At 69.9% G+C, this 12549-nt stretch carries 12 protein-coding genes and 1 pseudogene; 6 read left to right on the plus strand and 7 right to left on the minus strand.

Annotated elements, in window-relative coordinates:
* Position 1: 1 nt before the first annotated feature.
* Entirely contained in the window at positions 2-550 is a 549-nt protein-coding gene (locus tag ACFPJ1_RS28615) for a phosphatase PAP2 family protein (RefSeq protein WP_380108598.1), read from the minus strand.
* Positions 551-653: 103 nt separating this feature from the next.
* Positions 654-1952: a diacylglycerol/lipid kinase family protein gene (locus ACFPJ1_RS28620; RefSeq protein WP_380108599.1), complete on the minus strand. Its 1299-nt coding sequence runs from the start codon at positions 1950-1952 to the stop codon at positions 654-656.
* A 447-nt stretch (positions 1953-2399) separates the two neighbouring features.
* Between ACFPJ1_RS28620 and ACFPJ1_RS28625 the strand changes: the two genes are divergently transcribed.
* The gene (locus ACFPJ1_RS28625; RefSeq protein ID WP_380108600.1) at positions 2400-4529 is read left to right on the plus strand and encodes a DEAD/DEAH box helicase; all 2130 of its coding nucleotides are present in this window, start codon (positions 2400-2402) and stop codon (positions 4527-4529) included.
* Positions 4530-4557: 28 nt separating this feature from the next.
* On the opposite strand, the gene ACFPJ1_RS28630 is transcribed toward ACFPJ1_RS28625, so the two are convergent.
* The 4 genes and pseudogenes from ACFPJ1_RS28630 to ACFPJ1_RS28640 form a co-directional block, all read right to left on the minus strand.
* Positions 4558-7335, minus strand: a complete 2778-nt coding sequence (locus ACFPJ1_RS28630) for an AAA family ATPase (RefSeq protein ID WP_380108601.1) — start codon at positions 7333-7335, stop codon at positions 4558-4560.
* Between the two features lie 76 nt (positions 7336-7411).
* Positions 7412-7708 (minus strand): YchJ family protein, encoded by a 297-nt coding sequence (locus ACFPJ1_RS28635; protein WP_380108602.1) that lies wholly within the window; start codon positions 7706-7708, stop codon positions 7412-7414.
* 61 nt (positions 7709-7769) lie between these two features.
* Positions 7770-7850, minus strand: a pseudogene (locus ACFPJ1_RS43350) (hypothetical protein); the annotation flags it as partial.
* Between the two features lie 153 nt (positions 7851-8003).
* Positions 8004-8918 (minus strand): DMT family transporter, encoded by a 915-nt coding sequence (locus ACFPJ1_RS28640; RefSeq protein ID WP_380108603.1) that lies wholly within the window; start codon positions 8916-8918, stop codon positions 8004-8006.
* 76 nt (positions 8919-8994) lie between these two features.
* Between ACFPJ1_RS28640 and ACFPJ1_RS28645 the strand changes: the two genes are divergently transcribed.
* Together ACFPJ1_RS28645 and ACFPJ1_RS28650 are read left to right on the plus strand one after the other, a co-directional pair.
* Complete coding sequence (locus ACFPJ1_RS28645) at positions 8995-9900, plus strand: LysR family transcriptional regulator (protein WP_380108604.1); 906 nt, start codon at positions 8995-8997, stop codon at positions 9898-9900.
* 26 nt (positions 9901-9926) lie between these two features.
* Positions 9927-10142: a hypothetical protein gene (locus tag ACFPJ1_RS28650; protein WP_380108605.1), complete on the plus strand. Its 216-nt coding sequence runs from the start codon at positions 9927-9929 to the stop codon at positions 10140-10142.
* Here the strand turns inward: ACFPJ1_RS28650 and ACFPJ1_RS28655 are convergent, their stop codons facing one another.
* Positions 10143-10532, minus strand: coding sequence for a VOC family protein (locus ACFPJ1_RS28655; RefSeq protein WP_380108606.1), 390 nt, complete (start codon positions 10530-10532; stop codon positions 10143-10145). It lies immediately after the preceding gene.
* A 77-nt stretch (positions 10533-10609) separates the two neighbouring features.
* Between ACFPJ1_RS28655 and ACFPJ1_RS28660 the strand changes: the two genes are divergently transcribed.
* The 3 genes from ACFPJ1_RS28660 to ACFPJ1_RS28670 all read left to right on the plus strand — a co-directional run bounded on the left by ACFPJ1_RS28660 (position 10610) and on the right by ACFPJ1_RS28670 (position 12548).
* The gene (locus tag ACFPJ1_RS28660) at positions 10610-11332 is read left to right on the plus strand and encodes an LmeA family phospholipid-binding protein (RefSeq protein ID WP_380108608.1); all 723 of its coding nucleotides are present in this window, start codon (positions 10610-10612) and stop codon (positions 11330-11332) included.
* A 77-nt stretch (positions 11333-11409) separates the two neighbouring features.
* Positions 11410-12111 (plus strand): PadR family transcriptional regulator, encoded by a 702-nt coding sequence (locus tag ACFPJ1_RS28665; protein WP_380108610.1) that lies wholly within the window; start codon positions 11410-11412, stop codon positions 12109-12111.
* Positions 12108-12548 carry a DUF1707 SHOCT-like domain-containing protein gene (locus ACFPJ1_RS28670; protein ID WP_380108611.1) on the plus strand — a complete coding sequence of 147 codons (441 nt, stop codon included), beginning with the start codon at positions 12108-12110 and terminating at the stop codon, positions 12546-12548. Before ACFPJ1_RS28665 ends, ACFPJ1_RS28670 begins: the two co-directional genes overlap by 4 nt.
* Position 12549: the final 1 nt, after the last annotated feature.

Below are 12549 nucleotides of genomic sequence, written 5' to 3' on the forward strand. Positions count from 1 at the left end.
GTCAATCCTCACCAGCGGTCATTAGGCGGGCCACACGTGCGGCGATGCTTCCGGACAGCGCTCCTACGGCCACGCCGACCAGAACGTCGCTCGGGTAGTGCACCCCGGTGTAGACCCGTGAGAACGAGACTACCGCCGCTGCCGCCCGCAACGGCACTCGGAGCGGAGGCAGGACTTCTCCGACGGCAACGGCGAAGGCCGCCGCGGACGCGGAGTGTCCGGAGGGAAAGGATCCCGAGGTGGGCATCCGCACCCATCGAGGCTTTGGGACGCCGAGAGCCTCCCGGTCGGGTCGGCGGGTTTCCCCTGCCCTCTTCATGGGCTGGTTCACCACGAAGGACGCCGTCCCGACCGCCGCTAGCCCCGTGACCGCGGCGCGCCGACCTCGAGGGCCGCCGAGCAGCGCGAGGGCGGCGGCAATGAGCAACCAGGGCTTGGAGTAGTCGGCGAAATCGGACACGCGCCGCAGCGGTTCATCCAGCCTTGGCGTCGGCAGACGCGCGACCGATCGGTACAGGGCGCGGTCGTAGCCGGCGAGGCGGCGCTGCACCGATGAAGTCCGCCTTCGCACCGCCTCGGCGGTCACCACGTGAGCTCGCCCTTGAACTCGTTGCCGTCGTCCCTGACCTCCAGTTCGATCTCCTTCAGGTCCATCACGGCGCCCTTCGCGGTGCGGTTGCCGACTCACGGCCGAGGGCGATGCGCACGAGCTCGACGACGCCCTCGCGGAGGCCCTCGGGGGCCATCGCGGAAGGCGATGAGCCCGGATGCTGGGGCGCGATGCGCACCCGCAGGACGCCGGGCCGGATCCGGAACCGCAGCGGCGCATCGAAGACGAGCGCCTCCCCGTCGACGCCTGCGGGGAGAGGCCGATCAGCATCGACCTCGAAGGACGTGGCGGACCACTCGCGCCAGGGACGCTGAACAGCGCGGCCTGCCTCATCGCCACCGGAGGGTGCCCCCATGACGGTGATCCCGAGCAGGCCGTCGTCGATCCGCGGCCGCGTGCCGGAGCCGACCGCACGACCGAGGCGATACTTGTTGTTGGAGACGAGCACCGCCGCACCCCCACGATGTTCGTGCCCGCCCGGCCCCGTCCAGCGCATGTCGAGATCGCTGCCATTGGTTCCGAGCGCGTCGGGCACGGTGTCGAGAATGGTCCGGATCTTGGCGGCGCGATAGCCGCTGCGCTGGACCGCCTCGGCATACAGGCCGAGCGACACGTTGTTGACGAACACGCGGCCGTTGACCTCGGCCAGGTCGACCAACCGCTCGCCGCCGTCGACGAAAGCGTCGAGTGCGCCGACGACATCGTCACGGTCGACCCCGAGGTCGAGCGCGAAGTGGTTGCGGGTGCCGGCGGGGATGCAGGCGTACGGGAGCGAGAGCTCGGCGGCGATCGCGGCGACGATCGCCTGCGAGCCGTCCCCGCCGGCCATCGCGAGCCCGTCCGCGCCGTTCTCGACCGCGCGACGGACGAGGACTTCGAGTTGGTCCCCGCGCTTCAGCTCGATCGGCTCGATGCCACGCTTGCGCGCCTGCTCGGCCACAGCGAAGCGTTCTGCCTTCCCGCCGCCGGAGAGTGGGTTGTAGAACAGCACCGCTCGCTTCGGGGCCGGGGCAGCCGGCAGATCCACGTGGCTGGCAAAGCTGGCACGCAGCGCTGCCAGAGTGGCGAGGACTCCCGCCACGACGACCAGAACGCCGAGGAGTCCACCGCCCGCAATGAGGAAGGCCAGAGCGCCGGCCAGCGCCAGGCCTGCCAACGTCAACCCCGCCACGCGCGCGATCCCCCGCCGCAGTAGGCCGTACCAGGCCGCCGCCGCGGCGATCGCAATACAGGCCAGCAGACCGAGTCCGCGCGGAAACTGGTCCACGGAGACGACCACGCCCAGCACCAGCGTGGCCAACCCCACCAGCAGCGCGACGGCCGCCGCGAGTCGCCGCCCCATGAAACACCGTCCTCAGAGTCTCCGTCTCGGCGTCGAGGCCCGACGCCAAGGCCATCCTGTTCGCCCGCATCGGCCCCGGCATCACACAGACCGGATGATTTGCCGGTCCGCGAGCGGTGCCCCGACAGGAGGCTGGGGCGCGGTTGACCGTGGCCGCGCTAGTATTGGGGTCGATAGCTAGGCAGCACCCTTGGTGAGGCCTGTCCCGGCGGCGATTGTTTCTGGTGATCGGCGCTCTGGCCGTCTGCTGATGGTCGTTCCGACACGGTGGGCGGTTCCGTCGGAGTTCGAGAGGTTGATCGCCTGCGGAGGCGGTGAGGCCGAGCCGCGCTGTCGAGTGGCCGCTACTGGCCGCTCCGCGCGACGTCTCGTCGGCCGCGTCGATGGCCTGCGGTGTTGTCGTTCCGCCATGGCAAGGGGTGCCATGGCAGTTTTGAGGAGGATTCTTTGGCCCGACGAGGCCAGCGCCAGTCCGGCGCCAGCAGTACTGCGTCCCGTCGTCGGCGTCGCGTCCGCGATGTCGAGGTCGACGGCATCCTGCCGGTGCTCGCGAAGGCCGTGCGGGAGGTCGAGGGAGCCGTCGAGCGCGCGAATGTGCGGCCGTCGGTGCGGACCAAGTTCCAGGTCGTCGCCCTGCTGGTGCGCGAGGAGCGCGCCCGGGTGAACGCCGACCAGAGCTCCACCGACGCCTATCGGGCCGAGCAGCTCAGGCGGCTCGACGGGATCGCGACGATCCTCGCCAAGACCGCTGCACGCGACACCTCGCTGCTTGCCCTGCTTGCCGAGGACGCTGTGATGTCCGAGGCGGCCGTGTCGCTCAAGCGCGAGATGTTGCTCGCCGCCGGTGCGGAGCCGCCCGCCGAGGAGCCCGCGCCCAGTGAGCCACCGGCCACCCCCGAAACGACGGCGCGGCGGGTCGTGCCGCAGTCGGTCGTCTCGCGGCAGCTTGCCAATCCCTTCCTCGCTCCGGACTTCTCGTCCGCCGCGCCACGTGAGCCGCAGGCTCGGCGCCTGGCCGGCTGGGAGCTGATCGGTCCCCTGCTCAAGTCGTTCGAGTACGCCTCCGCTTCGGCGAGCAAGACCCTGCCGGCGCCGTCTTCCCTGCACGCTGCGGGTGGCCTCACGCTGATGCCGCACCAGGCGCGCCTGGTTGCCGCCGCTGCCGCCGGTCATCGGACCTTCCTGCTGGCCGACGAGCCGGGCCTGGGTAAGACGGCTCAGGCTCTGCTCGCCGCGCAGGCCGCGAACGCCTACCCGCTGCTGGTCGTCGTACCGAACGTGGTGAAGACCAACTGGGCCCGCGAGGCCCACCTCTGGACGCCGAAGCGGACCGCCACGGTGATCCACGGCGACGGAGACTCGATCGACGGGTTCGCCGACATCGTCATCGTCAACTACGACGTCCTCGACCGGCACGTCGGCTGGCTCGGCGACCTCGGCTTCCGCGGCATGGTGGTCGACGAGGCCCACTTCATCAAGAACAAGAAGTCCCAGCGCTCGCGGAACGTCCTCCAGCTGTCCGAACGGATCCGGACCCGTGCCGCGCGTCCGCTGCTGATGGCGCTCACCGGCACCCCGCTGATCAACGACATCGAGGACTTCACGGCGATCTGGCAGTTCCTCGGCTGGATCGACGACAAGGCGCCGCGCGCCGAGCTGATGGAGTCGCTCGAGCGGAGCGGTCTGACCCCGGCCGACCCCGGGTTCTACGCGGCCGCCCGCGCCAGCGTGATCGACATGGGCATCGTCCGCCGCCGCAAGGTGGACGTGGCCGCCGACATCCCCGCCCGCCGGGTTGCCGACCTGCCAGTCGAGCTCGACGATGCCGCCGGCCGGTCGATCCGCGAGGCCGAGCGCGAGCTCGCCGACCGCCTCGTGGCGCGGTACCAGAGCGCGCTCGCGACTCGGAACTCCGACGCCCCGGTGGACGGCATCGACCACGAGCTCGTACGCCGGGTCGCCGGGTGGGAGCGGTCCGACCCCGACACCAAGAAGACCGGCGAGAACGTCTTCAGCCTGGTGCGCCGCATCGGCAACGCGAAGGCCGGCCTGGCCGCCGACTACGCCGCGCAGCTCGCGCACAACGTCGGCAAGGTCGTCTTCTTCGCCCGGCACATCGAGGTGATGGACACCGCCGAGAAGCTCTTCGCCGAGCGCGGTATCCGCTACTCCTCGATCCGGGGCGACCAGACCGCGAAGACGCGCCAGAAGAACATCGACGCGTTCGTCAACGACCCGGACGTCTCGATCGCGGTCTGCTCGCTGCTGACCGCCGGCGTGGGCCTCAACCTGCAGGTCGCCTCCAACGTCGTCCTCGCCGAGCTCTCCTGGACCAACGCCGAACAGACCCAAGCCATCGACCGCGTGCACCGCATCGGCCAGGAGGAGCCGGTCACCGCGTGGCGCATCATCGCCGCGCAGACCATCGACACCAGGATCGCGGACCTCATCGACACCAAGGCCGGCCTCGCCGCCAGAGCACTCGACGGCTCCGACGAAGAGGTGTCCTCGTCGGCCGACTTCCAGCTCGAGGCACTCGCAGCCCTGCTGACGAACGCCCTCACAGCCTTGCCGTAGTCACCGGAGGGATGACGCTCGTCGGTGCCTAGGTCTCTGCGGTGCGGATGGCTTCGCGGAGTTCCTTGCGGGAGCTGATGGCTAGCTTCGCGAAGACCTTGCGGAGGTGCCATTCCACCGTGCGGGGGCTGAGGAACAGGCGGGCGCCGACTTCCGGGTTCGAGAGGCCGTCGCGAGCGAGCAGGGCGATCCGCTGCTCCTGTGGGGTGAGTTCGTCACGTTCGGTACCGACGCTCCGTTTGCTGATCGTCTCGCCGTTGGAGAGGAGTTCGCGCCGGGCGCGGTCGGCGAACGCCTCCATACCGATCGTGCTGAGCAGGGTGTGCGCGATGCGTAACTGACCCCGCGCATCGACACGGCGACTCTCGCGACGCAACCATTCGCCGTACAGCAGGTGCGTGCGGGCGAGTTCCGGACGGATCCGCGTCCGCTGCAAGCGATCGATCGCTTCCAGGTAGAAACCCTCGGCGATCTTCCCCTTGCCCAGCAAGGCGTGCGAACGGGCCTCGATGCCCAGCGCCCAGTCGGTGCCGGCCGCGCCCGTCGCTTCCACCAGGCGCTCGAGAGCGCCGGCGGCGAGTCGCGTCTCCCCGCATCTGACGCCGGCTTCGATGAGCTCGGGCAGCGACCAAGCGGAGAGGAACAGCCCGGGGGTGTCCGCGCTCGCTTGCCGGGCCGCGGTCAGCGCCTCCTGGTAGCGACCGAGGCCGTTGAACAGAATCGCGGAGGCCCAGTCGGCGTACTGGACGCCGATTCCCTGTCCACCGGCGGCCGCGTCCTCGGCGCCAGTCGTCATCAGCGCGGACGCCTCAACCGCCCGTCCCCGGAAAGCGGCGAGCAGCATCGCGCCGTACGGCGCGATGTGGGTCTCGGTTGCCTCGATGACGGCATCGAGCTCCGCGATCGCCGCTTCGGCTTCGGTGAATCCACCCCGCCAGGTGACCAGAATGGCCAGCGCGGTCAGGTCGATCGGCAGCCGGGCGAGCGCACCTGCCGCGCGGGCCGACCGCAACTGGCGGACGTTGATCGCGTTCCAGCTCTGCTCGTCCCAGAGCACGTTGGCCGGCACCGTCGTCAGCCAGCCCCACCGGAAGTTGTCCGCCGCGGAGATCTCGTCGGCGGCGAAGGCGCTCGTAGCCCTTCTGAGCAAGGGCGCTGCCGCAGTGCGTCCTTCGGTGACCAGCGTTGCCAGGCCGTCCAGGAGCAGGTCGGACGGACGCGGAGGGTCCGCGGGCGGGAGGGCTCTCGCGGCCCGTGAAGCCTCGCGCAGGCTGCCGGCGGTGGCCAGCCGGCCGGCGAACAGCGCAGCACCCCAGGCATCGAGGTAGGTCTCCCGCGCGAGTTCGAGGTCGAACGGCTCCAGTTGCTTCGCGGCTTTCAGCAGCAGCGGAGGGGCGTCGCTGCCGTGTCCCGAGGCGAACGCGATCTGTCCGTGCAGCAGGTTGGCACGTGCGCGCTGGAACTCGTCGAGCGCTCCCGCCTCCCCGGTGGCCAGCAGCCCGAGGGCGGACTCGAACTCTCCCGCGTGCAGGCTGACCTGCGCGGCGGCCAGCGCGCGATCCGCACGCGCCGTGAGGTCTCCCGTCAGCGCGACCGAGCGCTGCAGGAAAGCTGCCGCGGCGGCGAGTCCACCGCGCGCCTGCGCCCGCCCGGATGAGCGATCGAGCTCAGCTGCCACCGACTCGTCGGGTCCCGTCGCCGCTGCGGCCAGATGCCAGACCCGACGGTCGGGGTCGATCGCCAGATCCGTCACCTCGGCCAGCGCCAGATGTACTGCGCGACGGTCCTGAGGCGATGCCGAGCGGTACACCGCCGAGCGCACCAGCGGATGACGAAAGGTCACCCGGGCGCCGATGACCAGCAACCCCTCCGCCTCGGCGCTGCTGGCGGCCGTGGCTCCAACGCCCAGCCTCTCGGCCGCCCGCCAGACCAGCAGAGGGTCGCCGACCGACTCCGCCGCCGCGATCAGCAACAACAACCGGGTCTGCTCTGGCAGCCGTCCGATCCGCGCTAGGAAGCTGTCCTCGATCCGCCCGGGCAACGCCTGCGCGCCCAGCAGCCCGAAGCCACCGGCCAACTGCGCCACGGTCAGCCCGCGGGGCAGCTCGAGCAGCGCCAGCGGATTCCCGCCGGTCTCGGCCACGATGCGGTTCCGGACCCGCTCGTCGAGCACGAACCGAACGGCCGAGTCCAGCAGCGCGCGGGCCTCGCCTCTGCGCAAGCCCTGGATCTCGAGCTCCGGCAGCGCCAGCAGCTCCGGGCCGGACCCGCGCGTCGCGAACAGCAAGCCCACCGGCTCGGCCATCAACCGCCGCGCGACGATGCCCAGCACCTGTGCGGAGGCCCGGTCCAGCCATTGCGCGTCATCCACCACGCACAGCAGCGGACCCTCGTCCGCGAGCTCGGACAGCAGGCTCAAGACGGCCAGGCCGACCAGGAAGCGATCCGGCGGTCCGCCGTTCCTCAGGCCGAAGACCGTGCCCAGCGCGTCCCGCTGCGGGCCCGGGAGCTTGTCCAGCCGATCAAGCATCGGCGTACACAACTGGTGCAACGCCGCGAACGCCAACTCCATCTCCGACTCGACCCCGACAGCGTGGAGCACTCGCAGCTCCGACGCTTTGTTCACCGCGTATCCCAGCAGAGCCGTCTTGCCGACGCCGGCGTCGCCGCGCAGTACGAGTGACCGGCCGGAACCAGAGTTAACGGCGGCAACCAACTCGTCGATCACCGCGCACTCAGCGCGGCGACCACGCAATCGCCCAAGCCCTCCCCAGACGGACGTCTCGCCGCGATTCTCCACCGGCATCCGCCTCCGCGGTTAGATGTCGTTGCCAACCGACCGGAGTACGCCGCTCCGCAGGTCGCCCGGCAACCTCAACAGACTAAGCGCTTCCGGTTTGCTCTGGTAGTGGTTCTACGTAGACCCACTGGCCGTCTTCGCGGGTGAAGCGGCTGTTCTCGTACTGGTTGTCCGGCCGGCCGTCGAGGGTGAAGTGGGCGCGGAACTCCACGGTTCCCTCGGTGTGGAAGGCGCTGCCACCACTCGTACTCAGGATGTCGAGGCCGGTCCACTCGATGTTGTCGTCGAACCGCAGCGCGGGCGGGCGGGTCCCGGCGGACCAGGTGCGCAGCAGGTAGCGCGCGTCGCGGACGACGAAAGCGCTGTAGCGGGAGCGCATCAGGCGCTCTGCAGTCGCTGCCGTACTCCGGCCCTGGTGCAGCGCCACAGCAGTCCCCGTAGGTGGCGTCGAGGCCACACGGGCAGGGCGCTGCGGGTGACAGCGGAGAGACCGCCGGCCGGCGGGCGGAACGTTTGGCCATCCCCCGATTGTGGCGGACGGCCCGGGCGCCACCAACTGCCGGCCGTGAGTCGCGATAAATTGCCTAAGGCAACGAATTTGCCGGATCCGTCGTTCCGGTGGCCCGGCTCAGCTCGTCCAAGGCGACCGGGAGACGCCCCACGTGTAGCGTCGATCAGGCCAGGCTGGACAAGTTGCTGGCCGAGCATGACCCGTTCAAGGTGGACGCCTGACGACGACGGCCGGGCCACTGGATCACCGCTACCGCGCTCAGGACCAAGGCGCCGCCGAAGAGTTGCACGGTACCCAGGGACTCGTTGAAGGCTGTTGCCGCGAGGGTGACTGTCACTACTGGCTCCAGGGTCGACAGGATCGATGCTGTCGAGGGGCCGACTCGGTTCAGACCCGCGAAGAACAAGAGGATTGCGGCCACTGTGCTGATCAGCGCTATCGCGATGAGCCAGGTCCAGCCGGCGGCGCCGAAGGTGAGGTTCGGGCCGCCGCGGACAGCGGAGGCCAGGGCGAACGTGCAGGTCGCGCCGGTGCAGACGAGGGCGGTCAGGGCGAGCGGTGGCATCCCCTGGCCGACACGGTCGCCGGCGAGGATGTAGAGGGTGTAGGCGAGCGCGGCGCCGAAGCCCATCGCAGTACCCACGGCGTTCAGGCTGCCTGAGGCTGCGCCGCCGAGGACGAGGGCGGTCCCGACAGAGGCGATCAGTAGCGCGGCGATCCTGCGGGTCGACGCTCGCTCCCGGCCGAGTGCGATGGCGCCGACCATCACGAGGGCCGGGTAGACGTAGAGGATCAGCGCGAGCAGGGATGCGTCCATCCGCTCGAGGGCGCCGAAGAACAGCCCGGACTGCGTCGCGTAGCCGATGCCGCCCATCGCGAGCCCGGCTGCCACCGACCGGCGCGGCAGCCCACGCAGAGCGCCGGTCGCACCGGCCACGACCAGCAGCAGAGCGGCCGCGATCGCGAAGCGGATGAGCAGCAGGTCCCCGACGTCGACCTGCGCGTTGTACGCAAGCTTGCCGAAGATCGCCATGGCGCCGAAGCAGACGGCCGAGAGAAGGCAGAGGAGAGGTCCCACGCGACGATGCTGACAGCAGGCAACTGTTCACGTCCATCTCCTCTTTGTGCACGAAACCGGGTAGCTTTTGTGAACGATGCTCGATCTCCGCCGACTCAGACTGCTGCGCGAACTGGACGCCCGTGGGACCGTCCACGGCGCGGCCCGGGCGCTGGGCTATACCCCGAGCGCGATCTCCCAGCAGCTGGCGGTGCTCGAGCGTGAAGCCGGCGCCAAGTTGCTCGAGCGCACCGGGCGCAACGTGCGGCTCACCGACGCGGGCCGCGTGCTCGTACGGCATGCGGCCGTGCTGCTCGACGGCATGGAGGCGGCCGAGGCAGAGGTGGCCGCGCTCGCGGCCGGGCAGCCCGCCGGCGTAGTACGGGTGTCGGCGTTTCAGTCGGCGTTCCTGCGCATCGTGGCGCCCGCCGTCGCCGCGTTGGCGCGGAGCCACCCCGACATCCGCGTCGAGGTGACCGAAGCGGAGGTCGAGGAGTCGGTGCCCGCCCTTCGCCTGCGGCAGCTCGACGCGGTGGTCGGCGACGAGTACTCCGGCCAGCCGCGTCCCGTCCACAGCGACCTCACCCGGGAGTCGCTGGTGCGGGAGCAGGTGCGCCTCGTCCTGCCCGAAACGCATCCGCAGGCGAGCCAGAACCGTGTGCGGATGGCGCAACTGGCCGACGCGCGATGGGCCGCTTGCCAGCCGGGTACCGGTCATCGCGAGATGCAGATCCGCGCGTGCCGCGAGCTCGGCGGGTTCGAACCGGATCTGCGCTACGCGTCGGACGATTTCCTGATCCTCGTGGAGATGGTCCGTACGGCGGGCGCCTGCGCGCTGCTGCCCGACCTCGTGGTCGGCTACGGCACACCCGGCGTCGCGGTGCGTTCGTTCGCCGAGGGATCTATCGACCGCGAGGTCTTCCTCCTCACCCGGGCGACCCGGACACCCGCGGTCGAGGCCGTCGCGAACGCCCTCCATGAGGCGACTCCCGGACAAGCGTGAATACTGGAGAAACCCAGGTGAAGGCGGTGAGCTCAGTCGTGAGCGGTCAGGAACCCCAGGACATCTCGGACCCCGGCACGGATCTCGAGTACGACCTCGCGCATGAGACGCGACAAGGGACCGCCCCGGCCACCCCGCCGAGCCAGGAGGAACACGAACCGGTGGTCACGGCGACACCGGAGTACGAGGGCGACTACTCCTACGACCTGGCGCACGACGTCCCTCGACCCACAAAGGACTGATCAGGTACTGCGTACTCGCCGGCGCGGGATCTCTTGGGCCAGTTCGACGACGAAACCGTCGGGGTCTGCGAGGTGCAGGGTCCGGTGACCCCAAGGGCGATCGGCTGGAGGGCTGAGGATCGGGATCCGCAGTGTCGTCAGGCGAGCTGCCTCGACGTCCACGTCGTCGACCAGGAGCACGATCTCGGCGGCTGGACCCGGCGTCACCGGGTGAGCGGTCAGCCATTCGGCCCGGCGGCGTTCGTACAGAGCGAAGCGGGTGCCTTTGGTGGCGAACTCGGCAAAGCCCGCGTCGGTGAACTTGTGCGGCAGGCCGAGGATGTCCCGGTAGAAGGCGACGGACGCGTCGAGGTCGGAGACGTAGAGGATCACGTAGCCGAGCCGGTCCATGAGGGCACGCTACGCCGAGGGTTCGGGGCCAGGCTCTATTGTGGCCGGGTTCGCTGGGCGACCTTGGGAAGGCATTGATGGGTTCGAGGAGACCGCGTCGGCGGTTCAGGTCGCTGATCGTCGTGCTGGTGATACTGGTGGGCTTGCTGGTGGTCGCCGATCGGCTGGCGGAGTCGTTCGCCGAGGGCCGACTGGCGACGATGGCGGCGGACGAGGCCGCGCAGTACGACGTGCAGGCGGCGGACACCTCGGTCGAGGTGGGGGGCTTCGGATTCCTGCCGCAGGTCGCCAGGGGCGAGTTCTCCCAGATCACCTTGACGATGGATCAGCCGACGATCTCCAAGGTGTCAGCGGAGGACCTGACCGTGGTGATGAAGTCGATCCAGGTACCGCGCGAACTGCTGACCGGGGACACGAGTGCGCCCGTGAACGTGGGGACGGCCGATGTCCACCTCCGGTTGTCACCTGCCGCGCTCACGAAGGTCGCCCGGACCAGCGGGCTGGACGGACTCTCGTTGCAGATCGTCGGCGGGAAGTTGCAGGCACGCGTGACGGTCCGAGGTGTCGAGGCCCGCGCGACGATCCAGCCGCAGGCGCAGAACGGGCGGATCAGGCTGGCTGTCGGCGACCTGCCGAGCACGGTGCCGTCCGTCGTACGGAACGCGATCAACAATCTGCTCGCCCGGGGCATCGAGATTCCGGAACTGCCGTTCGGGGCGACGCTGAAGGAGATCACGGTCGACGGCCAGTCGGTCCTGCTCACCGCAACCGCCTCCGACATCGTGCTGAACGGGGCTTAGAAGGCCCTTGGGTGGTGATCTGTCGCGATATATCGTTGAGCTATCGCAGCGGTACTTCGTGAGGGACGGTGGTTGGGATGACCGGATCGGCCTACGTAGGTGGGTGGCCCTGGCAGCAGCGGGTCGGACAGCATTGCTCGATCGTGGAAGACATCAAGCGGGAGTTGTTCGCCGCCATGGGCGGCCTGCGCGCCCACGGTGGACCTGGCACCCACGGCGGGCCGAATCCGTTCGGCGGCGAGTGGGGCAAGTTCGGTGGATCGATGTTCGGGCCGCCCTGGGCGCAGGGTGGTGGGCCGCGCGGCTGGCGTGGGCCGAAGGCACGGCGCGGTGACGTCCGGGCCGCGATCCTCGCGGTGCTCGCCGAGCAGCCGATGAACGGCTACCAGATCATCCAGGAGATCGCCTCGCGCAGCGGCGGAGCCTGGAAGCCCAGCCCTGGCTCCATCTACCCGACCCTGTCGCAACTCGAGGACGAGGGCCTGGTCACGGCAGACGCCGCCACAGGGCGGCGGACCTTCTCACTCACCGACGAGGGCCGCACCTACGTCGCCGAGCACGCCGAGGAGGTGACGGCTCCCTGGGAGGCGATGACCGCCTCGGCCGACGACGACGCCGACGGCTTGAAGCCAGTCCTGGGACAAGTCGGTACTGCGTTGTGGCAGATCATCGCCGCCGGTACTCCGGACCAGCAGGCCCGGGCCCGCAAGGCGCTGATCGAACTGCGCCGCACGCTGTACGGGATCCTCGCCGACGACGAGCAGCAGGACCGCTCATGAGTCAGCACCTCCCTAGCCCGAGAGGCTCGTCATCGCGCCGAGGCCCGCTCCGGATCGGCGACGCGGAACGCGACCAGGCGGTCGCAGTACTCAGTGATCACTTCGTGGCCGGGCGGCTGACGCAGGAGGAGTTCGAGGAGCGCAGCGGTCAGGCGACCCGGGCGCGGTACGACAACGACCTGGCGCCGCTGTTCGACGATCTCCCGGAGCCCGCCGCGACGCAGTCGGGGCCGAGCAGGCGGTCGCCGGGCTTCCGGTCCGGTCCGCAGCGGATGGCCCCGCCACCCATCCTCTGGTTGCTGCCGGTGCTGATGATCGGTCTGGTCATCGCCACCATCACCTTCGCCGCGCCGTGGTTCCTGTGGGTGTTCTTCTGGATCGCACTGCTGGGCGGGCCGCACCACCATGGCCGCTGGCAGCCCCCGCACCGTCGCTGAG

Source organism: Kribbella qitaiheensis, assembly GCF_042657745.1.
Lineage (GTDB): Bacteria > Actinomycetota > Actinomycetes > Propionibacteriales > Kribbellaceae > Kribbella > Kribbella qitaiheensis.